Source organism: Tetragenococcus muriaticus DSM 15685, from assembly GCF_000423785.1.
Taxonomy (GTDB): Bacteria; Bacillota; Bacilli; order Lactobacillales; family Enterococcaceae; genus Tetragenococcus; species Tetragenococcus muriaticus.
Genome location: NZ_AUIQ01000010.1, coordinates 21228 through 46250, shown reverse-complemented (window position 1 = coordinate 46250; position 25023 = coordinate 21228). Strand labels below are relative to the sequence as shown.

The 25023-nt window shown below is 35.9% G+C and carries 25 protein-coding genes, 1 tRNA gene and 1 pseudogene; 9 read left to right on the top strand and 18 right to left on the bottom strand.

Features of this window, described 5'->3' with window-relative positions:
* Positions 1-52 precede the first annotated feature (52 nt).
* A complete protein-coding gene (locus G577_RS0102995) occupies positions 53-676 on the top strand; it encodes a 50S ribosomal protein L25/general stress protein Ctc (protein ID WP_028789901.1) in 624 nt (207 codons plus the stop codon).
* A gap of 45 nt (positions 677-721) precedes the next feature.
* Here G577_RS0102995 and G577_RS0102990 read toward each other — a convergent pair whose 3' ends face one another.
* The 15 genes from G577_RS0102990 to lepB form a co-directional block, all read right to left on the bottom strand.
* Complete coding sequence (locus G577_RS0102990; protein WP_028789900.1) at positions 722-1060, bottom strand: glycine cleavage system H family protein; 339 nt, start codon at positions 1058-1060, stop codon at positions 722-724.
* Positions 1057-1419: an arsenate reductase family protein gene (locus G577_RS0102985; RefSeq protein ID WP_028789899.1), complete on the bottom strand. Its 363-nt coding sequence runs from the start codon at positions 1417-1419 to the stop codon at positions 1057-1059. Before G577_RS0102985 ends, G577_RS0102990 begins: the two co-directional genes overlap by 4 nt.
* A gap of 21 nt (positions 1420-1440) precedes the next feature.
* Entirely contained in the window at positions 1441-2619 is a 1179-nt protein-coding gene (locus G577_RS0102980; protein WP_028789898.1) for an FtsW/RodA/SpoVE family cell cycle protein, read from the bottom strand.
* 173 nt (positions 2620-2792) lie between these two features.
* Positions 2793-2865 (bottom strand) — tRNA-Thr (locus G577_RS0102975).
* Between the two features lie 132 nt (positions 2866-2997).
* Entirely contained in the window at positions 2998-3627 is a 630-nt protein-coding gene (gene upp, locus G577_RS0102965; RefSeq protein WP_028789897.1) for a uracil phosphoribosyltransferase, read from the bottom strand.
* A 92-nt stretch (positions 3628-3719) separates the two neighbouring features.
* Positions 3720-4961, bottom strand: a complete 1242-nt coding sequence (glyA, locus tag G577_RS0102960) for a serine hydroxymethyltransferase (RefSeq protein ID WP_028789896.1) — start codon at positions 4959-4961, stop codon at positions 3720-3722.
* Between the two features lie 61 nt (positions 4962-5022).
* Entirely contained in the window at positions 5023-6048 is a 1026-nt protein-coding gene (locus tag G577_RS0102955; RefSeq protein WP_028789895.1) for an L-threonylcarbamoyladenylate synthase, read from the bottom strand.
* A gap of 78 nt (positions 6049-6126) precedes the next feature.
* Positions 6127-6969 (bottom strand): peptide chain release factor N(5)-glutamine methyltransferase, encoded by an 843-nt coding sequence (gene prmC, locus G577_RS0102950; RefSeq protein ID WP_028789894.1) that lies wholly within the window; start codon positions 6967-6969, stop codon positions 6127-6129.
* Positions 6962-8038 (bottom strand): peptide chain release factor 1, encoded by a 1077-nt coding sequence (prfA, locus tag G577_RS0102945; protein ID WP_028789893.1) that lies wholly within the window; start codon positions 8036-8038, stop codon positions 6962-6964. Before prfA ends, prmC begins: the two co-directional genes overlap by 8 nt.
* Before the next feature lie 15 nt (positions 8039-8053).
* A complete protein-coding gene (locus G577_RS0102940; protein WP_028789892.1) occupies positions 8054-8623 on the bottom strand; it encodes a thymidine kinase in 570 nt (189 codons plus the stop codon).
* A 144-nt stretch (positions 8624-8767) separates the two neighbouring features.
* Positions 8768-9163, bottom strand: a complete 396-nt coding sequence (locus tag G577_RS0102935) for a GNAT family N-acetyltransferase (protein ID WP_028789891.1) — start codon at positions 9161-9163, stop codon at positions 8768-8770.
* A 2-nt stretch (positions 9164-9165) separates the two neighbouring features.
* A complete protein-coding gene (locus tag G577_RS0102930) occupies positions 9166-9564 on the bottom strand; it encodes a GNAT family N-acetyltransferase (protein ID WP_028789890.1) in 399 nt (132 codons plus the stop codon).
* 235 nt (positions 9565-9799) lie between these two features.
* Positions 9800-10216 (bottom strand): Hsp20/alpha crystallin family protein, encoded by a 417-nt coding sequence (locus G577_RS0102925; protein ID WP_028789889.1) that lies wholly within the window; start codon positions 10214-10216, stop codon positions 9800-9802.
* Between the two features lie 191 nt (positions 10217-10407).
* Positions 10408-12153, bottom strand: a complete 1746-nt coding sequence (gene recQ / locus G577_RS0102920; RefSeq protein WP_038021840.1) for a DNA helicase RecQ — start codon at positions 12151-12153, stop codon at positions 10408-10410.
* Between the two features lie 83 nt (positions 12154-12236).
* Complete coding sequence (gene lepB / locus G577_RS0102915; RefSeq protein WP_028789887.1) at positions 12237-12815, bottom strand: signal peptidase I; 579 nt, start codon at positions 12813-12815, stop codon at positions 12237-12239.
* A gap of 215 nt (positions 12816-13030) precedes the next feature.
* On the opposite strand from lepB, the pseudogene G577_RS10940 reads away from it, so the two are divergent.
* The 5 genes and pseudogenes from G577_RS10940 to G577_RS0102890 all read left to right on the top strand — a co-directional run bounded on the left by G577_RS10940 (position 13031) and on the right by G577_RS0102890 (position 19982).
* Positions 13031-14426: pseudogene (locus G577_RS10940) on the top strand (TrkH family potassium uptake protein).
* 456 nt (positions 14427-14882) lie between these two features.
* Positions 14883-16235 carry a Mur ligase family protein gene (locus G577_RS0102905; RefSeq protein ID WP_028789886.1) on the top strand — a complete coding sequence of 451 codons (1353 nt, stop codon included), beginning with the start codon at positions 14883-14885 and terminating at the stop codon, positions 16233-16235.
* Positions 16228-16914, top strand: coding sequence for a type 1 glutamine amidotransferase (locus G577_RS0102900; RefSeq protein WP_028789885.1), 687 nt, complete (start codon positions 16228-16230; stop codon positions 16912-16914). The genes G577_RS0102905 and G577_RS0102900 overlap by 8 nt, the downstream gene beginning before the upstream one ends.
* An 85-nt stretch (positions 16915-16999) precedes the next feature.
* Positions 17000-17464 carry a PTS sugar transporter subunit IIA gene (locus tag G577_RS0102895; RefSeq protein ID WP_028789884.1) on the top strand — a complete coding sequence of 155 codons (465 nt, stop codon included), beginning with the start codon at positions 17000-17002 and terminating at the stop codon, positions 17462-17464.
* A gap of 256 nt (positions 17465-17720) precedes the next feature.
* On the top strand, positions 17721-19982 hold the full coding sequence (locus G577_RS0102890; protein WP_028789883.1) for a glycoside hydrolase family 65 protein: 2262 nt from the start codon (positions 17721-17723) through the stop codon (positions 19980-19982).
* Positions 19983-20041: 59 nt separating this feature from the next.
* Here G577_RS0102890 and manA read toward each other — a convergent pair whose 3' ends face one another.
* The 3 genes from manA to G577_RS0102875 form a co-directional block, all read right to left on the bottom strand.
* A complete protein-coding gene (gene manA / locus G577_RS0102885; RefSeq protein WP_028789882.1) occupies positions 20042-20995 on the bottom strand; it encodes a mannose-6-phosphate isomerase, class I in 954 nt (317 codons plus the stop codon).
* Positions 20996-21028: 33 nt separating this feature from the next.
* Positions 21029-22030, bottom strand: a complete 1002-nt coding sequence (locus G577_RS0102880; protein WP_028789881.1) for a serine hydrolase domain-containing protein — start codon at positions 22028-22030, stop codon at positions 21029-21031.
* Between the two features lie 111 nt (positions 22031-22141).
* A complete protein-coding gene (locus G577_RS0102875; protein WP_038021835.1) occupies positions 22142-22951 on the bottom strand; it encodes a VOC family protein in 810 nt (269 codons plus the stop codon).
* 174 nt (positions 22952-23125) lie between these two features.
* Between G577_RS0102875 and G577_RS0102870 the strand changes: the two genes are divergently transcribed.
* The 3 genes from G577_RS0102870 (at position 23126) to G577_RS0102860 (ending at position 25020) form a co-directional block, all read left to right on the top strand.
* Positions 23126-23560 carry an HIT family protein gene (locus G577_RS0102870; protein WP_028789879.1) on the top strand — a complete coding sequence of 145 codons (435 nt, stop codon included), beginning with the start codon at positions 23126-23128 and terminating at the stop codon, positions 23558-23560.
* A complete protein-coding gene (locus G577_RS0102865; RefSeq protein WP_028789878.1) occupies positions 23553-23933 on the top strand; it encodes a YtxH domain-containing protein in 381 nt (126 codons plus the stop codon). The genes G577_RS0102870 and G577_RS0102865 overlap by 8 nt, the downstream gene beginning before the upstream one ends.
* A 103-nt stretch (positions 23934-24036) precedes the next feature.
* Entirely contained in the window at positions 24037-25020 is a 984-nt protein-coding gene (locus tag G577_RS0102860) for a peptidylprolyl isomerase (RefSeq protein WP_028789877.1), read from the top strand.
* The last annotated feature ends 3 nt before the right edge of the window (positions 25021-25023 follow it).

The following is a 25023-nucleotide window of genomic DNA, read 5'->3' as shown; positions in this document are numbered from 1 at the left end:
TGATATTTATTTGAAAAAAGATTTATCATAAACTTTAGGAGGAAATAATCTTATGGCAGCTTCATTAGAAGTAGAAAAAAGAGCGGTTCGTCCACGCTCAATCAGAAAAAAATTAAGACATGAAGGAAGAGTTCCTGCAATCGTCAATGGGTATCAAATTGAAAGTACTCCAATTTCTGTAGACTCTTTAGAATTAAATAGAGTTTTACGGGAAAACGGCTTAAACTCCGTTATCACTATGAATATTGATGGCAAAAAAGTGAATACTTTGGTACAAGATTATTCCGAAGACACATTTACCCAACATATTATTCACGTTGAATTTCTTTCTGTAAACATGGCAGTAGAAACAGAAGTGGAAGCAGAAATTACACTTGTTGGTGAAGCAAGTGGAGTAAAAACTGGTGGTGTCCTTACTCAAACCTTATACAGTGCTACTGTATCAGCTACCCCAGATAAACTGCCTGAAAATATCGAAGTTGATATCTCTAATCTAGAAATTGGCGATTCAATCAATATTAGTGATATACCAGTGGCAAAAGATTATACAATCGTAAACGAACCAGAAGAACAAGTAGCTTCTGTTAATGCCCCTGAAGAAGAAACGGAACCAGAAGAAGAGGAAGAAACAGAACCAGAAGTTATTGGTGAAAGCCAAGAAAATTCAGCAGAGTAATAGAAAAAGGTTCTTGAAATCAATAATTGATTTCAAGAACCTTTTTTATAGTGCTTCAAATTCATTTTCCTCAACATCGTTTAGACTAAGAACCCAAGCATTTAATTCATCCTCGTCATTTAATACATCTACGTCTTCAGCAATTTTCTCATTAACAGACGCAACTGTACCTGTAAGAGGACTGTCTAATTCACTAGTAGCTTTTTCTGCTTCAAGCTCGATCAGCGTTTCTCCCTTATTGTACATTTGCCCCACTTTAGGGACAGAAGCAAATGAGATCTTGCCTAGGTCATTTTGCGCTTTGTTTGTTAATCCTATCACATATTCTTTCCCATTATGCAGCACCCACAAATTATCTGTTTTCTTTAAACATTCTTTTTTCATGATGCAAATATTCCTCCATAATCGTTCTCATTAAAACCAATTGTTAAAAAATGATCTCTATCATCCACTAAAATTGGTCGTTTGATTAGCATTCCATCAGTCGATAATATCTGACAAGCTTCTTCAAGTGTATACCTGTCTAGCTGTTCTTTCAAGCCTAAAGCACGATATTTTTTCCCACTTGTATTAAAAAAACGTCGTGTGGGTAATGTACTTTCTTGTATCCACTTCATTAATTGCTCTTTAGTAGGTGGCTCTTTTACCATGTCCACAAATTCAAACGGTTCTCCTTGAGCTTGGAGCCAACTTTTCGCCTTTTGACAGGTGCTACATCGAGAATAGCCATACAATCTCATTATTATACCCCTTCTTAATTTAAACTAAACTTCTTCCTCTGCTTGAAAACGCATCGATAAAATTAAACCTACACCAATCATATTGCTCACCAGCGAAGACCCACCTTGACTAATAAATGGCAAAGGAATCCCAGTTAACGGCAACAGCCCAATATTGGCCCCGATATTTTCAAAAACATGGAATAATATCATCATAATAATCCCTGAGGCAATATATGAATAAAACTCATTGTTCGTATCGAAACAAACACGAATCATTTGATAAATTAAAATAAAGTATAATAAGACAACAAAAGCACTTCCGATAAACCCAAAATTTTCCCCAATAACGGAAAAAATCATATCTGATTCGCGGACTGACACATCCACTTCGCTGTTATTAAACCCTTTCCCAAATAACCCACCAGAACCAATGGCCATTAAAGCAGACGCTACTTGCCTCGAGCTACCTTGTACATCGTGAAATGGATCTATCCATGAATCAATACGCGCAAATTGATATTCAGAAAAAAAGCCCGTATTGGAAAGAAATTCCCGTCCAGCATCAGTTAAAACTAGAGTAACCGTCCCCACACTAAGCACCAAAAATACAGCGACCACTGGTAAAATAATCCGCCATGAAATCCCAGACATCAAGAATATTCCACCAAAAATAGCTAAAAAGACTAGCGTAGTTCCAAAATCATCTTGCAACGTAAGTAAAAGTAGCACGGGAACTACGACCGCTAACATTTTTCCAATCAAAATACCATCGGTCCTTAATGTACGGTTTTTATTATTAACATTATGCCTAGTAACTACCATGGCTAACATCAAAATCATAGCAATTTTCATTAATTCCGAGGGTTGTAATGTGATGGGCCCTAAGCTAAACCAGTTTCTAGAGCCCGTAGCACTTGCTATGTCTTCGTCATAAAATAGGACTAACAATACCATTACTACAATTCCAGCCGCATATACATACTTGGTCATTGCCCAAAGTTGCCTTGGTTTAATATGCATGATAATGACCACGGCAATAACGCCAACAATATACCAAAGCAATTGTTGAAACACATCGCCCCAAGGACTACCACTGGATAGTGGATCATGGTCAGAAGCTACATACAAAGCTGCTAAACCTATTAAACATAATAAAAATACAGGTAAAATTACAGCATAATCAATTTTATTGTCGTTCTTAAAAAACTTCCTTTTTTCCATCTGCTCTCTTCTCCTAAAAAATGCTTCTTTCATTATAGAGGGGATTTGTTATAAAAGAAAGCTTTGTAAGCAGACATTCAAAAAAATTTAGAAATTTTCTTCTTCTTTTTTCATCTATTAGCAATAAAAAAAGAGGAAAACACTATTATACAAGTGTTTTCCTCTTCATAAGCTGCCAGCAACAGGACTTGAACCTGCGACCTACGCATTACGAATGCGTTGCTCTACCAACTGAGCTAAGCTGGCAAAACACATATGAAATTATAAGAAACTTTTAGTTACTTGTAAAGCATAATTTTTAAATCAACTAACATAAAAACTTCCAGTAATGGTATACGTGCAGTCCCCATTACTGGAATTAGCAAATATTCTAGTTTTTTACTTTGTTCCAAACAAGCGATCCCCTGCATCGCCTAAGCCAGGAACAATATAGCCATCTTCATTTAAATACTCATCTAAAGCAGCCGTATAAATATCGATGTCTGGGTGAGCCTCTTGTAGAGCTTTTACACCTTCTGGAGCAGAAACAATACAAACAAATTTGATATTCGAAGCCCCTCTTTTTTTCAATGAATCAATCGCCATAATTGCAGATCCTCCAGTCGCTAACATCGGATCTACCACTAACAATTGTCGGTTATCAATGTCTTCAGGCATTTTTACAAAATATTCATGAGGCTCTAATGTCTCCTCGTCGCGGTACAAACCAACATGTCCCACTTTAGCTGCTGGGATAAGTTGTAAAATCCCATCGACCATTCCTAAGCCTGCACGTAAAATTGGAACAATCGCCATTTTTTTCCCTGCCAAAGTTTTTTGTGTGGTTAACTGAATTGGTGTTTCTATCTCAGTATCTTCTATCGGCATATCTCGAGAAATCTCGTAAGCCATCAACATAGCAAGTTCGTCGACAACCTCGCGAAAAACTTTCGTTCCACAATTTTTTTCTCGAATAATCGTCAACTTATGCTGGATTAGCGGATGCTCCATTACTTGAAATTTTCCCATTACTTAAGGCTCCTTCATTTTTTCTCTATTGTAATCCAAAAATACCATACAAGCAATACGACAAGGGAAATTGTACATAAACAACCTCCTCACTAATCTTCATAAATCGGATGCGCATCGGTCAACGCTTGTACATCTGCTCTTACTTCGTCCAATATTGTTTGATTTTCTTTATTTTCTAAAACTTTTATGATTAATCGAGCCACTTTAGCTGCTTCATTTTCACTGAAGTTTCGACTCGTGATCGCTGGAGTTCCTATACGTATTCCACTTGTTTTAAAAGGACTCAATTTTTCAAAAGGAATCGCATTTTTATTAACCGTAATATGAACTGAATCCAAAAGCTGTTCCGCTTCTTTTCCAGTCATATCATAACCAGTTACATCCAATAAAAGTAAATGATTATCCGTTTTCCCAGAAACTAAGCGAACATTTTTTGCTTGGCTAAACTCTTTTTCCATCGCTTTTGCATTCTGTATAACTTGTTGACTATAAGATTTAAAGCTAGCGCCCAAAGCCTCATAAAAAGCTACAGCTTTTCCAGCAATGACATGCTCTAAAGGTCCTCCTTGAATTCCTGGAAACACGTGACTGTTAACCTGTTTAGCTATTTTCTCGTCATTTGTCAGAATCATTCCGCCTCGCGGACCACGTAATGTTTTATGAGTCGTCGTTGTCGTAATATCTGCATAAGGTATCGGACTAGGATGAAATCCACTTGCTACTAGCCCAGCAATATGCGCCATGTCGACCATTAATCTAGCGCCAATTTCATCTGCGATTTCTCTAAAAGCAGCAAAATCAATCGTTCGAGAATACGCACTAGCACCAGCCACAATAAGCTTGGGTTGATACTTATGGGCCAATTGACGTACATTTTCTATATCAATCATTTCTGTTTGAGGATCTACCCCATAGCTAACAAAGTGGTAAGTCTTCCCACTAAAATTAACTGGAGAACCATGCGTCAAATGGCCTCCTGCAGACAAGTCCATCCCTAAAACTGTATCTCCTTGTTCAATCAAAGCTAAATAAGCTGCCGTATTTGCTTGAGATCCAGAATGTGGTTGAACATTAGCGAAGTTAGCTCCAAATAGCTCTTTAGCACGTTCAATAGCTAAATTTTCGATGACGTCTATAAACTCACAACCACCATAATAACGACGCCCAGGATAGCCTTCAGCATACTTATTCGTCAAAACGCTACCTTGAGCTTGCATTACTGCTCTTGACACAATATTTTCTGAAGCAATCAATTCTAAGTTATTTTGCTGCCTTTTTGTCTCATTTTCAATCGCAATACCGACTTGTTCGTCAAAGTCTTTGATAGCCATGTGTAAAACACCCCTTTTACTTTTCTGCTAGCATTGTACCACAGGAAAATAAAGAAAGCTTTTAACTTTCAAAATACTCTTGAGCAGCTGCTTTTTTTAATCGATTCATATACGCTACACCCAAACCCTCTTCCGGAAAAGTAGCAGCCAATATAACATCTAGCTTTAATGGGGTCTCGTCCAAAGCTCGTAAACCAGCATACAACCCTTTGGTCGCCGCTTGTACGCTGTTATCACTATAAGTAAATGTTGCAGCTGTATCAGCTCGAAGTTTATCACAAATAGACGGGCTTGCCAGAACCCCAGCGCATAAGTGATTTTCTTTTACCCATCGCACAGCAGCATCCCAGTCATTGTCTTTAACCATCAAAACATTGGTAGCTGGTGCGTAATGCTTATATTTCATGCCTGGTGATTTTGGCGTACTCGAATCTTTCAATAAATGATTATCATAACTAACTTCAATGCCTAAATCTTCTTTTATTTGTTCTTTAGTAATCGCACCAGGGCGTAAAATCATCGGTACTTTTGTAGGATCACTAATATCAATAACCGTTGATTCTACGCCAATTTTTGTAGACCCATCATCTAAAATTCCTTCAATTTTACCTTGTAAATCATGGTAAACATGCTCACAACTAGTAGGACTAGGTTTTCCCGAAGTATTTGCACTTGGCCCTACCGCGGGAACCCCAGATTCTTCAAGTAACTTTAAAGTCACTTCATTATCTGGCATGCGAAATGAAACCGTCGATAACCCAGCAGAAACTTCCTTAGCAAATACTCCTGATTTTACTTGACATACTAATGTTAAAGGTCCTGGCCAATACATATTGACTAAGTTTTGTGCCTCAGGATGCAAGTTTTCAACATAACCTTTTACTTGCTCAAAATTCGGTACATGTACAATTAAAGGATTATCGCTAGGTCTACCTTTAACCTCAAATACTTGCTGAACAGCACTAGACATGAGCGCATTAGCACCTAGACCATAAACTGTTTCGGTAGGAAAAGCTAACAAACCTCCCCTTTTTAAAACTTGTGCAGCTTGTTTTATTTCATTGAGTGTCCATTGTTTTGTTTCCACAGTTTTTCCACATCCTTTCTTTGAATCATCGCCTAGTTATCAACAAACTCTATCGAGTTATACACAATTTGTGGATAACTAATGCACAAGCACCATACGTTCCTGACCAGCTAAATCTTTTTTCCGATGAATTTTTCTATACGGAAATTCTTTTTGGAAAATTTGTTCGACTGCTGCTCCTTGGTTAAAGCCTATTTCCAAAAAAATTTTCCCGTGATGGCTTAGCTTTTCTTGTGCTTGTTGTGCAATTTTTTGATAATTTGCTAAGCCATCATTTTCCGCAAATAAAGCTAATTTAGGTTCAAAACGACGAACGCTTTCATCCATTACTGACCATTCATCTTGACTAATATAGGGTGGATTAGCAATTAAAATGTCAATTGATGTAGAAATAGGATCCAAGGTATTACCTAGGTAAAAATTAACATCGGCACCAAGCATATAACTGTTCAATTGAGCTATTTCCAAAGCCTCTTTTGAAACATCCACCGCATCGACTTGCCATTGGGGACGTTCCAATTTCAAAGTCGTAGAAATAGCTCCTGTCCCTGTACCTACATCTACCACATGTACCTTCTCCTCTTTTTGATTTTTTGTGTTTTGAAGGCACCATTTCACCAACTCTTCAGTCTCAGGGCGAGGAATTAAAGTTGCAGAATTTACCTTAAAAAGTCTACCGTAAAATTCTTCATAACCTAGCAAATACTGGGGAGGATAATCATCTAACAGATCGTTTAAATCTTGTTTTAACTGTGTTTGTTCACCTTGTGGCATTTTTTCCTTCATATGCAATAACCAGTCTGTTTTTGTCCATTTTTTCCGCCCTAAAAAAACATAAAAAATAGCATAGCCTTCTTTTCCTTGCTCTTCCAAAAAAGAAGAAGCCCACGATAGGACTTCTTGATAAGTTTTATTACCCATTTTGCAACTCTTCCAGTTTTGAAGTTTGGTCGTATAGAACTAACGTATCAATAATTTCATCTAATTCCCCATTTAAAATTTTATCTAACTGTTGAATCGTTAGGTTAATGCGGTGATCAGTCACACGATTTTGGGGGAAATTATACGTACGAATCCGTTCTGAGCGCTCGCCTGTCCCAATCGCTGATTTTTTATTGGCATCATATTCGTTCTGAGCCTCTTGTTGATACATATCATAAATACGTGCCCGTAATACCTTCATTGCTTTTTCACGGTTTTTTATCTGAGAACGTTCATCTTGCATAGCTACTACAATCCCCGTAGGAATATGGGTTAAACGAACAGCAGATGCTGTTTTATTCACATGCTGTCCACCTGCTCCTGAAGCATGATAAATATCTGTACGGATATCTTTATCCTCAATGTCTAACTCCACCTCTTCAGCTTCGGGCATAACGACAACAGTCGCTGTCGATGTATGCACTCGTCCTTGTGACTCAGTTTCTGGTACACGTTGGACGCGGTGGGCACCACTTTCATATTTTAATTTCGAATATACTCTATCACCAGTAATCATCATAATGACTTCTTTATAGCCACCGATACCAGTGACAGTCGCATCCATTACTTCTACTTTCCAACCCTGAGATTCCGCGTAATGTTGATACATATCAAATAAATCTCCAGCAAATAGCGCTGCTTCATCGCCACCTGCTGCACCTCGAATCTCCATAATGATGTTTTTATCATCGTTAGGATCTTTAGGTAGTAGTAAAATTTTTATCCGATCCTCTAATTCTTCTTTTTCCTGTTTCAGACCAGCAAGTTCTTCTTTAGCTAATTCGGTCATTTCTTCATCCAAATTTTCACTTAGCATTTCCTCGTCTTCGCTAATGTCGTTTTCCACTTTTTTATAGCGTTGATATACTTCTACTGTTTCACGTAAGTCCGCTTCTTCTTTGGATAATTTCATAAAACGATTCGTATCTGCAATCACCTCAGGGTCGCTCATTAACTCGCCTAATTCTTTATAACGATCTTCTACTTTTTGCAATTGATCGTAATACAACTGACATCCTCCTAACTAAATATCTGGGTGAAAATAATGGTAACGGCAAACAGGATAATAAGCATCATTTCCTCCAATTTGCACTTGTTCTCCTTCGTATACCGGTTTTCCATCGATAAAATGTAAATTCATTATGGCTTTTTTATGGCAAAACCAACAAATGGTTTTCATTTCTTCAATTTTGTCTGCATACAACAATAAATACTTCGAACCTTCAAACAACTCATTGCGAAAATCATTTTTCAATCCAAAAGCCATCACTGGAATACGCAATTGGTCAACAACACGCGTAAGACCTAAAACATGATGCTTTTGTAAAAACTGGGCTTCATCAATAAGAATACAATACGGACTAAACCCTAGTTGTTTAATTGCTTCATAAATATCCGTTTCTTCAAAGATCGGCCGTGCGTTTTCTTCTAGGCCAATTCGACTGGCAACTTGTCCAACGCCTGCTCGTGTGTCTAAACCACTTGTCATTAGAACAACCGGCTTTTTTTGTTCTTCATAATTATGGGCAACTTTTAAAATTTCAATAGACTTTCCACTATTCATTGCGCCATATTTAAAATATAATTGTGCCATTTTCTCATCCTCCGTATACTTCCACTAAAAGTATACTTGAAAATGAACATTTTTTACAGCCCTTATCTTTTATAAATTTACTTAAACAAAAAAGAAATAATCGACTCTCCCTGGCTTTTTTACTCGTACAGAAAGGTTATTTTATTAATAAGCTCTCTGTTGCTTAAACGCGTGCTCAACTTGTTCGAAGCCTACTTTCGGATAAAAATCTGTCGCTATAGGAGCAGAGATCAAAACAGTCGAAACCTTTTCTCCTTGAGCCCTCCTTAAAGCAGCTAGTAATTTCCTGCCAACTCCTTGATTTTGATAACTTTTTAAAACTGCTAAATCTGAGACAAAAGTACAATAAGACATATCAGAAACACCACGGAGTACACCTACTAATTTAGCATTATCCCAAGCAGTATACAAAATATTCGCATTATTTAGCATCCGCTCGATTCTTTTTTGGTCAAAAGTTGGACGTTTAATACCGGAATGATCAAAAATTGAAATTAGTTCTGCGACTGTAATCTCTTTATCTGTTCGAATCTTTATCATCGTTAGCCCTCCCTTTTAATCCGATACATCTTGTCTGTTTGTTCAAAATTCATTTTTTTATAAAAACCTAATGCGTTATCTTCTGCTCTTAAAGAGATTGTTATACGACTTCCTAAGTATTCTTTTATTTCATGGACTAATAATTTTCCAACTCCTTGTTTTTGGTAAAGAGGTAAAATCAAAATATCACTTAAATAGCAAAAATATTCAAAATCTGTAAGACAACGTGCAAACCCAAGCAAATTTTTACCATTCCATGCACTAAAAACTAATGGTGTTTGATCGATCATCTTTTGTATCCGAATCCTATCTTCTATAGGCTTGGCAAATCCTGTTTCTCGATAAAGCGTAGCAACTTGTTCTACTGAAAGTGGTTCATTAACTTTTATTTCAATATTCATGTTCTTATTTCCCCCATTTGTTTAGTCAAAATTTTCCCTTATGTATCTCCCTTTGATTTCGTTCCAAAATTCCATAAGTCATTTTAACCAATCTACACCTTACAAGTGAAAAAATCTACAGCAAAATATTATGGGAGGAATTTGCCGTGTAGTGGAACAACTATTCGTCCTATCAAGGAACAAAAAAAGTCACCAACCATAAGACTGGCTGATGACTCATTCACAGTATATTTCATTATTTAATATTGATTTTTTTCTTATCTTCCTCTTGGCCAGGTGCTTTTGGTAATTCTAAACTGAGCACACCGTCTTTAAATGAAGCATCAATTTTGTCTTCGTCAATTCCTTTTAACATGAATTGACGGCGATATGAGCTACTGTTACGTTCTCGGCGTATAAAGTTTCCCTCTTCGTCTTTGTCTTCAGTAACATCGTTACGAGTTGCTTCAATTGTCAAAATATCATCATCGTAAGTAACATTTAAATCTGACTTATCAAATCCTGGCAAATCAGCCGTTACTTCATAAGTATTCTCTTTTTCCCTGATATCGACTTGAAAACTATCGTTTCCCATAAAATTAGCGAAGAAATTATCGAAAAAACCATCTCTCATATCCATCAAATCGTTATTTCTTGACATTAAGTTTGCCATAAATAATCCTTCCTTTCTTCCTTGATTTGTTGGAAAAGAATTGGCATTTCTTTTCCAAATGGGATTTTTCAATCTCAATTGATTGGGAAGCTCTCTAACTTCCTTACAATTTCACTATACAACTTTCGTCAAAATTGGTCAAACAATTAGCACTTGATATTTACAAGTGCTAATGATCGCTTGCTTTTTCTCTATGAATCATTTAATAGAGCTAAAAACTGCTCTCCATATTTATCTAACTTATTTTGCCCCACACCTTTAATCTGTAACAATTCCACTGGTGTACTCGGTTTTTTCTGAGCTAACTCTTGTAAAGTTTTATCTGAAAAAATAATATACGGCGGCATATCTTGTTCTTGCGCTAATTCCATTCGTAAAGTACGTAATTTTTCAAATAGTTCATCATTGTCAGCGAATTGATTGACTGGAGCTTGTTTACGATAAACTTTTTGCTTCCCTAATAAAACTTCTATACCAGTAGATGAAACGCTCAGCTTAGGAAACTCCCCTTTTGTAAGCATGAGATATTGCTCAGCCGTTAAGTAATCAATTAAATGAGTCACTTCTTTTTGCGACCACTTCTTCATTAAACCATAAGTCGTTAACTGATCTAACTTCCAATCTTTTATTTGTTTTGTTTTTGACCCTGTTAGAACTTTAGCCACCAGTGTTTTGCCAAAGCGCTCGTTCATGCGCTTCACACAAGATAGCACTTTTTGCGTATCTAAAGTGATATCTATTGATTCTCTTTCATCCAAGCAATTACTACATTTACCACAGTCCTGTCCTCTTTCGCCAAAATACCGTAAGATATAGCGCTGCAAACACATTTGTGTATGAGCGTATTGATTCATTTCTCTTAACTTTTCGTATTCATTTTGTTGGTATTTATGACTTAGGTTTGATTGTTCAATAAAAAAATGCTGAATTTGCAAATCCTGTGGGGCATAAAGTAAAATAGCGTCGCTTGGCAAACCGTCTCTTCCTGCTCGTCCAGCTTCTTGATAATAAGATTCTATATTACCAGGAATCTGAGCGTGGATGACAAAGCGTACATTACTTTTATTAATCCCCATACCAAATGCATTGGTAGCTACCATCACTTGGACACGTTCAAATAAAAAGTCTTCTTGGCTTTGGGCGCGCTCTTCTTTATTCATCCCGCCATGATATATTCCCACAGAAAAATCATTTTGCCACAATAAATGATAAATCCGCTCTACTTCTTTTCTTGTAGTTGCGTAAATAATGCCTGACTGCTCTCTATTCATCCTTAGATATGCGAATAAATAACTATCTTTTTGCTCTTTAACAACCTGAAAAGCTAGATTTTCTCTAGCAAAACCAGTGTTCACTTGATTATTTTCAGGGATAGATAAAACATGCGAAATATCTTGGGCCACTTGTTGTGTTGCCGTAGCCGTGAGCGCTACTACAGTCGGCTTTTGTTTTAACGATCGGATCATTTCAGCTAACTTTAGATAACTTGGACGAAAATCATGCCCCCATTGTGAAATACAATGGGCTTCATCTACGGCTAAAATTTCGATATTTACCTTTTCAAGTAAATGCAAAAAATCATCAGACTCCAAACGTTCTGGTGCTACATATAACAGCTTAATTTCTTGATTTTTAGCCATTTCAAGCCGCTTATTTATTTCTGCATAAGAAAGCGAACTATTAATAAAGGTAGCTGATACCCCCATGTCGTTTAAGCTATCCACCTGATCTTTCATTAAAGAAATTAGAGGAGAGATAACTAATGTTAACCCCTCAAATAAAAGCGCAGGGAGTTGGTAACACACTGATTTTCCACCACCGGTAGGCATAATCCCTAACACATTTTCTTTGTCTAAAATCTTTTGTATAATCGTTTTTTGACCTTTACGAAAACTAGAAAAACCGAATGTTTCTGTTAAAATTTGCTCTAATTCCACCTTTTTTACGCCTCTTTCTAGCTGAATTATAACGGATTTTTCTAACCAAAAATACGCCTTCGATTAGAAAGCGTAAAGTAAAATCAATAGTTATTAATCATTGAAATTTCTGATAAAGGCCAGTAGCGAAAAGCCACTTCCCCTTCAATCATGGAGCGATCGACAAATCCAAATGTACGGCTATCTCTAGAAATCAATCGATTGTCTCCTAGGACAAAATATTGACCTTCTGGCACTTCATACATAAAGTCATTTGTAAAATTATCAGCATTTTCCGCAATGTCTTGAAATGCCGAATTATATGTGTATTCATTTTGCATTCTATCCTCAGCAAATTCCTGCTTATAAGGCTCTAAATAAGATTCATTTATCTCTGTGCCATTGACTGTAAGCACATCTTCTTCCATTTGCACCTGATCTCCGGGTAAGCCAATGACTCGTTTAACTGCCAACTTATCTAAATCATCAGGCTCTTCTGTTGTAACGATATCAAAACGATCAATTGTAGATAATTGATAAGTCATTAACTTTTGCCCATCAGCTAATGTAGGGTCCATAGAATGACCATTAACTGATACTGGTGCAATGACAAATAGACGCAAAGCTATAAAAATCGCTGCTAATACAAAAAAGATACCCCAATTTTTAATAAATTCTTTCAAAATAATAACTCCTTAGTCCTTTTATTTATCTTATATAGGTTGCGTTTTTTATAATACTGCATTAGTATATCATAGCCTACAAAAGATAAGGAAAAGAACCTCTTACTTTTAAGAAACTTTTGAATTTTTGTTTTTTCTATTATACGTCTCTGGTTTCCTTATTCATTTTTGTTATACTGTGAGTAATCTATTAGAATGGAGTTTTGAAAATGTCGATGAAATCTCTTGCGCAAGAATCTTGGAACAAAGGGAGATTCTTTTTTGGACATAAACTTTCTTCAGTTCAAGTCATCATAACTTATTATATATTGATAACGCTTATGGCCCTTATTTTATTTTATTTACCTATTTTCCGACAACCAGATTCTCATGTACCATTTATCGATATGTTCTTTATGGCTGTTAGTACAATTAGCGTTACCGGCTTATCTACTGTCCCAATTAGTGAAGTATTTAATGAACGTGGCACTATTAGAAATTCTTTTCCAAGTCGGTGGCTTAGGGATTATGATGATTTCTACTTTTTTCTTTATCATTTCAAAGCGCAAAGTTACCTTAAAACAAAGGCAATTAATTATGACAGATATGAATCAACCTCGTTTGAGTGGAATTGTCCGCTTGATCCGAACGACTTTTACAATCCTATTGGGTCTGCAAGTCTTTAGTGGTGTTGCTTTTAGCTTCTATTTAAAATTAAGCGGCTATTTTCATCAATGGGTAGACGCATTCTATTATGGGTTTTATATATCTATTTCTGCAGTAACTAACTCAGGATTTGATGTAACTGGATACTCGGTGTCTCCTTACGCCAATGATTTTTTGTTTTTACTTGCTATTATGGTTTTAATATTCATTGGTGGGATTGGCTTCCCTGTTTTAGTGGATGTCAAAGAATGGCTCTCTTTTAAATTTTCCAAGAGGTTTAATTCTTTCCGTTTTCGTTTTTCTTTATTCACCAAAATTGCTTTACTATCTTCTGTCATTTTATTTATTGGCGGGACCTTAGTGATTTTTTTCTTAGAAAAAAATCACTTATTCAATCACATGGATATCCTTGGACAAGGTATTAACAGTATGTTTTATTCCATTACAACACGTAACGCGGGATTGCAAATCCACGATTTAAATGACTTTCAAACGACTACATTGATGATCTTTGCTTTATTAATGTTTATCGGTTGTAGCCCCAGTTCCGTAGGTGGAGGTATACGAACAACCACAATAATGATTATCGGACTCTATCTTTTCGCCTTTTAAAAAGGGGAAAATCACATAAAGATTTTTGGCCGTAATATTGACCGTGAAGACATTCGTAAATCAATTGCTGTATTCATGTTATCTATTATCATGTGTTTTAGTTGTATTATCTTTTTAACTGCAATCGAAGATATGTCTTTACTTTTAATCATTGTAGAAGTCACCTCTGCGTTCGGGACTACAGGACTTTCCCTAGGTATTACCGAGGAGTTAACAACTATTGGGAAACTGGTCATCACCGTCTTAATGTTCATTGGTAGAGTGAGCATGCTGTATACCATTATGCTATTTATTCCAAAAAAACCTAGCAATTCGGGCTATCGTTATCCAACTGAAAAAATTATCATTGGTTGATAGAAAAATGTGGGGAACGCTCACCTTGTCACTATAGAACCAATGCAAAGATAAAAGAGGAGAAAAATTCAATTGAATACTACTATATTAACTATATTATCAGTATGTCTTATGCTAGTAGCTGTTCTATACTTTTTAGTCTATCTTCAGAAAAAGAAATAGGCACAGCGAAGGAAAATAGCTATAAAATTATTTTTTCATTCATCATGATTTTATTAATAATTCCTATAATTTTTACATTATTATAGTCTCTATATAATAAGCAACTGCATAAACACCATCTTATGATTCAACCAATTGAATTTCTAAAATTCAGGCAAATTCTCTTCAATGATCAAACCTATTTTTATCACATAAATTATTTTCTTATTCTTAAGAACGAGAGAATTGATTTAATCTTTTTTTTGAAATGTGGTAAGATAAACTGAATTTATGTTTATATGATGGAGGTTTAACATGGGAATTCGAAGTTATTTTGCTTCTTTTGTGGGAAAAAGTTCGCAATGGTTTTTAAAAACTTTTACTAACGGTGGTTCAAGTTTGCCTGGTAAATTGGCACTAAAAATTGACCCAGCTATTTTAGATCACTTAGCAGAAGACTATAAGGTGGTTGTCGTCACTGGTACAAATGGAAAAACACTGACAACCGCATTAACGGTTAATATTTTACAACAAGAATTTGATAATGTATTAACGAATCCCACAGGTGCTAATTTGATCCAAGGAATTGTTTCTACTTTTCTTTCTGCTAAATCCAAAAAAGGAGAAAAGAAATTCGCAGTTTTAGAAATTGATGAAGCTAGTTTAAGCAAAGTAACCAATTTCATTAAACCTGAATTATTTGTGTTTACAAATATTTTCCGAGACCAAATGGATCGTTATGGTGAAATTTATACAACTTATCAATTAATCGTAGATGGTGCGGCAAAATCTCCTGAAGCAACGATTTTAGCTAATGGTGACTCACCCATCTTCAATTCGCTCGAAACAATAAACCCTAGAAATTACTATGGTTTTGATCATAAAGACGATGAAGAGCAAATGGCGCATTATAATACAGATGGGGTATTATGTCCTAAGTGTCAACATATCTTGCATTATAAAATGATTACCTATGCGAACCTAGGTAAATATTACTGCCCAAATTGTGGTTTCAAAAGACCAGAATTGGATTACAAATTAACAAACCTAAATAATATGACTAATACTTCAGCAGAATTTACAATCGACAATAACGATTACAAGTTAGAAGTTGGTGGTATGTATAACATCTATAATGCTTTAGCAGCAACAGCGGTATCTGAATACTATCAAGTCGCTCCTGAAAAAATTCGCAAAGGAATTGGCTTTGATGAAAAAGTCTTCGGTCGTCAAGAGATGGTAAACATTGATGGAAAACAGTGTACCTTAGTTTTAGTTAAAAATCCCGTGGGATTAAACCAAGTGATCGATATGATTGATTTAGCTCCTTACACTTTTTCGCTAGTTTCCTTATTAAATGCCAACTATGCAGACGGTACTGATATTAGTTGGATTTGGGATGGTAACTATGAAATCTTTAATGATGCGGATATACCCAAAGTCATTTCTGGCGGAGAACGTCATGAAGATATGACTAAACGCTTGCAAGTTGCAGGTATTCCCGAAGAAAAACTAACAGAAACACAGAACTTAGATGAGGTAATTGAGCAAATCAAACAACTACCTACCGAGCAAGTCTATATTTTATCCACTTACACAGCTATTTTACAATTACGGAAGAAGCTAGCAGATAAAGGATATATCAAAGGGGGAATGGATCGTGGCTAATTACCAACTACAAATGGCTCATCTATATGGTAATCTTTTAAATACTTATGGTGACAATGGAAATATCTTAATGCTAAACTATGTTGCACAAAAGATGGGCGTTGATTTATCCACTGAAATAGTCAGCCTCGAAGAATCATTTGACCCCAAACGCTACAATTTAGTCTTTTTTGGCGGAGGTCAAGATTTTGAACAATATATCGTATCAAAAGATATTCAATCGAAAAAAGAAAGCTTGATTGACTACATTGAAAACGATGGCGTCATGCTAGCTATTTGTGGAGGCTACCAATTATTAGGACACTATTATACAGGGGCCCATGGAGAAAAAATTCAAGGCATCTCCGCATTAGATCATTATACATTAAGTCAAGACAATCATCGTTTTATCGGAGATATTAAGATCTACAATGAAGAATTTGATGAAACCTACGTCGGATTTGAAAATCATAATGGTTATACCGTTTTAGGAGATAATGAAAAGCCTCTGGGAAGGATTATTGAAGGATACGGAAATAATGGGAGAGATCAAATCGAAGGCGCCCATTATCATAATGTCTTTTGTTCGTACTTTCATGGCCCTATTTTAGCAAGAAACGAACGATTAGCTGAGCGTTTAATTAACACAGCTTTATTTAATAAATATGGAGCAACAATTGATTTAGCACTTTTTTCATGAAAAGGGTTTTTTTTCGTCACTCTCCTTTATACTTTTAGTAATAGCAACGCGTCTTGAATTTACAAATCGAAAGGAATGACCATTTATGTTTTCTTTTTTGAAAAAGAAAAAGACCGTTTTATATAGCCCTGCCAATGGACAACTAATCCCTCTTGCCAAAGTTGAAGATCCTGTTTTCTCTCAAGGTATGATGGGACCTGGGATTGCTGTTTTACCTTCTTCAGATGATATCTACTCTCCAGTTGAAGGAACCATAAGTAATGTTTTTCCAACAAAACATGCGATCGGGCTAAAAACAAAAGATAATAAAGAAGTATTGCTTCACTTTGGAATTGATACAGTAGAATTAAAAGGAGAAGGATTCGAAGTATTTGTTGATGTCGACGATAAGGTTCAAGCGGATACCCTATTAGCTCGAATGGATCGCAATTATTTAAAAGAACAGGAAAAAAATGATACTTTGATGGTATTATTCCCAGAAGAAAATGAATTTCCAAATGTAGAAGAAAAAAATGTCCAAGCCAATGAAGAATTATTCGAATTAGATTAACTAAAAAGAGGCTGGGACCAAAAGTCGCTTTAATAATAAAATATCCGAACTATAAGAGAGATTGCTCCTGCGGTCCAGCAGGTCCTCGTCGCAAATTCACGACAATTAGAAAATCTTATCAAATATAGTTCGGGTATTTTTGTCTTGTCTTTATTTATGTCCCAGCTTCTTTTTGGTCCCTTTACATGATAATCATTGTAATTGCAATCGCTTTCAACTACAATGATTATGTAAGAATATAGACGGAGGGATCATTATGGAAGCGACACAACATACTTTAGATATTCACCCTTGGAAAATTACGACAACTACCCTTGATAAAGATCAACGTCGACTCCACGAGTCCATTACTAGTTTAGGAAATGGATATATGGGGATGCGAGGTAATTTTGAAGAACACTATAGTGGAGACCATCACCTAGGCACTTACCTTGCTGGCATCTGGTTCCCTGATAAAACGCGAGTGGGATGGTGGAAAAATGGCTATCCTGATTATTATGGGAAAGTCATTAATGCGGTAAATTTTGCTGCACTAGATTTATTTGTTAACGATGTTAGAATTGATTTAGATCGTTGTGATTATGAGGATTTTTACCTTGAATTAAATATGTACGACGGTATTTTATTCCGGCAATTTACTGTAAACTTAGGTAATACCAAGGTAAAATTTGCTTTTGAACGCTTTATAAGTATTATCAAAAAAGAGCTAGCTTATATTACTATGGAAGCTAACGTCCTTAAAGGAGAAGCTAAAATTGAGGTCATCTCGAAATTAGATAATAACGTACAAAACGAAGATAGTAATTATGGAGAAATGTTTTGGGAAGAGCGCAATAAAGAAGTCATTGGAGATTCGAGTTTTTTAACTACCCAAACCGTCGAAAATCCCTTTGATGTTGAGCAATTTGTAGTGACCTCTAGCATGAGGCATAACTTAACACCGACAAAAATACGTAAAGAACCTTTAGCCATTAGTAATGAATTTATATTTTCTCTAGACGCAGGTCAAACAGTCCGCTTAGAAAAAGAAATCATTATAGTCACCAGTCGTGATATAATAGAAGAAAAGCAAATCGATCAAGCACAAAATTTGCTACAGTCATTTGGCAATGACTTTTCTGTATTAAAAGCAGAACACAGTGCAGCTTGGCACAAACGCTGGGAATTGGCAGATGTTACAATTACGGGAGATGACGCAGCACAACAAGGCATACGCTTTAATTTATTCCAATTGTTTTCGACTTATTATGGTGAAGATGAACGCCTAAATATTGGTCCTAAAGGTTTTACCGGCGAGAAGTATGGGGGAGCAACTTACTGGGATACAGAAGCTTATGCCATCTCTTTCTATCTGGCTTTAGCTGACCCTAAAGTAACTAAGAACCTCTTGAAATACCGTTACAATCAATTACCGCAAGCTTACTATAATGCTGACAAACAAGGAATAAAAGGCGCCCTCTATCCCATGGTTACTTTTAACGGGATTGAATGTCATAACGAATGGGAAATTACATTTGAAGAAATTCACCGGAACGGAGCCATTGCTTATGCTATTTATAACTACACAAATTACACAGGAGATCCTTCTTATCTAAAAAACGAAGGATTAGAAGTACTAATCGCTATTTCTCGCTTTTGGGCAGACCGTGTACATTTTTCCCAAAGAAATAACGCTTATATGATCCATGGTGTGACTGGGCCAAACGAGTACGAAAATAATGTAAATAATAATTGGTATACAAATAAGATAGCAACATGGACGTTACAATATACCTTGGATAACTACAAGAAATACAAATCCGAGCTTTCGATTAAACTTCCAACAGAGGAGCTAAATACATGGCAAGAGATTATTGACCATATGTATTTTCCTAGTGATGAGAAATTAGGCATTTTTGTGCAGCACGATACATTTTTAGATAAAAAACTTCAAACAAAAGAAGCTTTAAATGAGAAAGAACTTCCCTTAAGTCAGCATTGGTCTTGGGATCGCATTTTGCGTTCTTGCTTTATTAAACAAGCAGACGTATTACAAGGACTCTATTTCTTTGGAGATCAATATACTTTAAAAGAAAAAGCACAAAATTTTAATTTTTATGAACCGATGACTGTCCATGAATCCTCTTTATCCGCATGTGTTCATGCTATTTTAGCAGCCGAACTCAAAAAAATAGACAAAGCTTTGGAAATGTATCAACGAACGGCGCGCTTAGATTTAGACAATTATAATAATGATACCCAAGAAGGGCTACACGTCACCTCTATGACTGGCAGTTGGCTTTCGATTGTTCATGGCTTTGCTCAAATGAAAACTTTTGGAGAATCTTTAAGTTTTGCCCCATTGTTACCAAAAAAATGGCAATCTTACGCTTTTCATATTAATTATCGACATCGTTTGTTATTTATCAAAGTTACTACTTCTTCTGTGGAACTACATTTGGTCTCTGGGCAACCTCTATCTCTAACCGTTTACCAAAAACCTTATACATTAACAGACAACTTAACAATAGCCGTATAAAAATTAAAATGACGCAGAAAAACAATGGGCTAAAATTGATTTCTGCGTTATTTTTCATTTTACTTCTTTTTTCCAGGTTCAGAAGCAATCAACGTTGCTTCACCTTGTAATTCCCAGCTTTTAACTTCATTAGGTAAAATAAAGCTTGTTCCCATCGTCAATTCATACTCATTACCATCTACAAGTAACTTTCCGTAACCATCAGTCACTGTAGCCAATGTGTAAGGTGCTTGTTGATACAACTGCAAGGTGCCATGAACTTGCCATTCATATATATTAAAAAATTCTGTTTGTAAGTAGGTGATCACTGAGGATTTTCCATGCTTAGTTTCTGAAATATTTAAGGTTGTATCCCGAGCTGGTACTGTGGTCACATCTACGGATTGTTCGATATGCAATTCTCTAGTATTCCCTTGGTCATCTTGACGATCGTAATCATAAACTCGGTAAGTAGTGTCTGAACTTTGCTGTGTTTCTAAAATCATAATTCCAGCACCAATGGCATGAATAGTTCCACTTGGGACATAAAAAAAATCTCCCTTTTTAACAGTGACCTTATGGAATAATTCATCCCAACGTTCTTCTCGAATCATTTGGGCTAATTCTTCGCGTGTTCTAGCCGTATGACCATAAATAATTTGCGCCCCTGGTTTAGCATCAATAATATACCAGCACTCTGTTTTTCCAAATTCACCTTCGTGCTTTAAAGCATAGGCATCGTCTGGGTGAACTTGGACCGACAAATCATCTGCTGCATCCAAAATCTTAACTAATAACGGAAAAGTATCTCCATGTTGATTACCAAACAATTCCTGATGTTCTTGCCAGAGTTGATCCAAAGTTTGTCCTTTAAAAGGACCATTTTGAATCGTGCTAACACCATGAGGATGAGCACTAATCGCCCAATCTTCCCCAATATTTTCATTGGGAAGTTCAAAGCCAAACTCCGTATGTAACGAGTTTCCCCCCCAAATTTTTTCTTGAAACACTGGTTCCATAAACAATGGTTCCATAATTCCACCTCTTTTTGGATATAGTCTATTTAATTATAACATATTAAGTGTATTTTTTTCTTTTAAGTAACAATCAATTAATTCGTCACGATAACGAATATAACTCGCTTTGTAATCAAAAGGATGAATGCGATTCGATAAAAAAATAAACGCTTGTTGGGCTATGGGATCAACAGCTAAAAACGCTCCAGTATAACCGGTATGAAATAAAACTTTGTTCTTATCTTTAAGATCCCAACCTAAACTTCTAGTGCCATTTTTCAATGGCGTTTGATCTTGCAATAATAAGCGGATCGTCTGCTTCTCTAGAAAATTTGTTTTCTGTAAGTATATACGAACAAAACACGCAAGGTCTTCTACTGTAGTAAATAAACCAGCATTTCCCGCATGTTCTTTTAAAATACGTGCTTTAGGATCATGAACTTCTCCTCTTAAAATTTTTCCAGGAGCAAGTTGTTCGGTAGGAACAATTTTATTTGTCTCTTTAGGAAAAAATCCGCTATGGTCCATTTGTAACGGCGTTAACACTTCTTTTTGGAAAATAGAAGACGCGTTTTCTTGAAAGATTTCTTCTAACATAAAGCCTAATAAAATCATACCAGTATCCGTATATTGTACTCTTTTACCTAACATACTCCCCGCTTGAATAGATAAATAAGCTTGTTTTAGCTCTTCTTTTGACAATTGATTACGGTGACTGATCCATGAATTGAGATCTGCTGTATGAGTTAGTAAATGACGCAATGTTACTCGTTGATCCTGAAATTGTGGCAAGTACTTTTGTAAGGGAGCATCTAAGTCAATGACTTGTCTTTCTAGCAAACGTAATACAACAGTTGTCGTACATACCACTTTCGTTAAAGAAGCCACATCAAATAAATGTTTTTGTGTCATTTTTTCTTTTTTAGGCACGAGGGAAGCATCCCCTAGCACTTTTATTTCTTCTTTCCCTTGAGCAATAAAACAATAAACCGCTCCAGAAAAAGTCTGGTTTTTCCATCCATCATAAATTTTATTTTGTGTTTTTGGGTACATGGCTGCTCCTTTTAAATTCATAAAAAAACATAGAGTAACCATTTTTATTGGATTAAACCAACAAAAATGGTTACTCTTTACACTAGACACTGGTACCTAATAAACTAAAGATCAACTTTCTTTATCATTTTTGCGAACAAACCACCATTCCACTCCAGCTGGGTCATAAACTGTTAGAAGAGATTTTTTCTTATCTATATAAAACGTTTGATTTTTATTTGTAAGATGTTCTTCTAGAGAATTAAAAATCTCACTTGGCACGACAAACCGAATAATTTCAAGCCCTAAAACATCAGAATTATCCATATCAACAGCATGGCTATCAGAACTATATAAACTGATATCGAATTCTGAATTTGCCTTTCCGTTTTCACCTAGGTAAAACCCTAGGTGATCTTGCAAAAAGTTTTCTTCTTTTTGCGGAACAGTAACATTCAAATATACTTGTTGAAATGACGCTCCTTTTGTTAACCCAGTAAAGTTACCAGAAGCTAATGCCAAAAGTTGCTCCTCATTTTCCACTTTATTTTCTTCATTTGTAGCTAAAACTTCCAGACGATTTTCTTCTGGATCATCCACTGCTAAACGTACACCCTCATCATAAGACGCTTGTACAATAGGGTAAGATGCTTCCTTGAGTCGTTGATATAAATCGCTTATTTCTTCTACACTAGGGACTGTTAAAGTAGCCTTTTGTAACTTTTTCACCTCACCAAAGCGTTCTTCCGCTCTTGGACTTTCTTCCAACCATAAATGTTGAGTATTGTCTTCTTTCACGCCTAAAATGGCCAAAGTGTTTTCTTCCTGTTTTAAATTAAAGCCAATAAGACCTTGATAAAAATCAATCATTTTATCACGATCTTTTACTCTTAAAGCTAAGGTAACCTTTTCTGCAGTATCTGCTAAAGTCAAAACTGACATCTTTTTTATTTCCCCCTTGTTTATTCTCAAACCATTGTACTGATAAATCCGTTTTCTTTCAACTATTAACTTGTAAGTTCTTTTCTTATCGTCAACATCAAAATTAGCGGATTCATGTTTTCCCTTTAAAAAATATGGTAAAGTAAGATTAAGACAAAAAGGAGGTTATATGATATGACAGATTGTATTTTTTGTAAAATCAAAGACCAAGAGATCCCTAATTATAAAGTGTATGAAGATGATAAAGTATATGCCTTTTTAGATATGTCACAAGTCACACAGGGGCATACGTTACTTATTCCTAAAAGACATGTCAGTGATATTTTCGAATATGATAAGCAACTCGCAACAGACCTGTCCACACGCCTACCTAAAATCGCTCAAGCATTACGAACAGCTTTTCCTGAAATAGAAGGACTCAATATTATTAATAATAATGGTGAAGTAGCTTATCAATCAGTTTTCCATTCTCATATTCATTTGATTCCTCGTTATGGAAAAGACGATGATTTTTCTATGCATTTCGGTGATCATTCAGAACAATGGACGCAAGATGAAATGACAGAGACCGCCCAAAAAATTAAAGTGCAGGTGAACGGAGATGTTTAAAAATTTTATAAAGGGAGTCCTTTTCGGAGCGAGTCTTGGTAGTATTGGTGGATTACTGTGGGCTCCAAGAAGTGGCAAAGCAACTCAACAGTTATTAAAAGACTATGTAGATGAAGTTAGCGGTTCATTGGATGAGGCTACCATCTCGGCTAAAGAATTACAACAAAGTGTGAAACATTTTGGTCAAGAAATGTCCCATACTCAAGAAACAATTCAAGAAACGATTCCTACAGTAATGAACTCCTTGCAAAAAGATATTGAGAGTTTCCAGTTTCAAGCAGAACCTCGTATTGAGCGTATAAATGAGCAGGTTCAAGAAATGCAAACACATATTACTGATTTTTCTGAGAACATTTCAGAAAGTAAGGATTAAGCCATATAAAAAGTTTTTATTAAAGCTTCCCAAATGAAAAAGAACTGTGGTATAGTAAGTCCTGTTAACATTCAATTTATAGAACACAGGAGTGTATACGTGCATGAAAAAGAAAAACTTTATTTTATCGCTTACTGGTCTAATTAGCATATTAGGTTTAGCTGCTTGTTCTGACAGTTCAGATTCAGAGGATGAAATTGCTACAATGGAAGGGGAACAAATCACTGTAGGAGACTTTTACGATAGGGCGAAGACAGACCAAAATAACCAACAAATCGTATTAGATATGATTATCTCACAAGTTTTTACTGAAAAATATGGAGACGAAGTCTCAGATGATGAGGTAGATCAACAAATCGAAGACACATTTGGCGATGAAGATACCTTAAATCAACAATTAGAATCCTCACAAATGAGCCGAAGTGAGCTAGAAGAAACTTATAGAGAAAGCTTAGCTGTACAAAAAGGATTAGAAGATCATGTCAATTTATCCGAGGATGATTTAAACGAAGCTTGGAACTCTTATCACCCAGAAGTCGAAGCACAATTAATCGCGGTTACGTCTGAAGATGAAGCTAACGAAGTCAAAGATCAGGTAGAAGAAGACGACGCTGATTTTGGTGAAATAGCCGAGGAAAACTCTGTCGCTCCTTCAGCAGATAATGAAGGAACAGTGACTTTTGATTCAGCAACTTCAGCCGAAGAAGTCCCTGACGAGGTTAAAGAACAAGCTTGGGATTTAGAAGATGGTGAGATAACTGATCCCATTGAAGTCAGTTCTGAATACGGAAGTGGTTTCTATATCCTAAGAATGAACGAAAACCAAGATAAAGGCGAAGACATGGAAGAGTACGAAGAGCAAATCCAAGAAATTGCTACCGACAATCAAATCAATGATCAAGAGTTCACTACACAAGTTATTGGGGAAGAATTACAAGACGCTAATGTAAGAATTCAAGACGAAGCTTTCAGTGATATTTTAACGCAATTTACTGACGCAACAGGAAATCAAGAAGAGTCAAGCAACTCTTCAGAAAATTCTTCTGAAGAACAATCCACAGAAGAAACAGAAAATTCAAGTGAATAATTC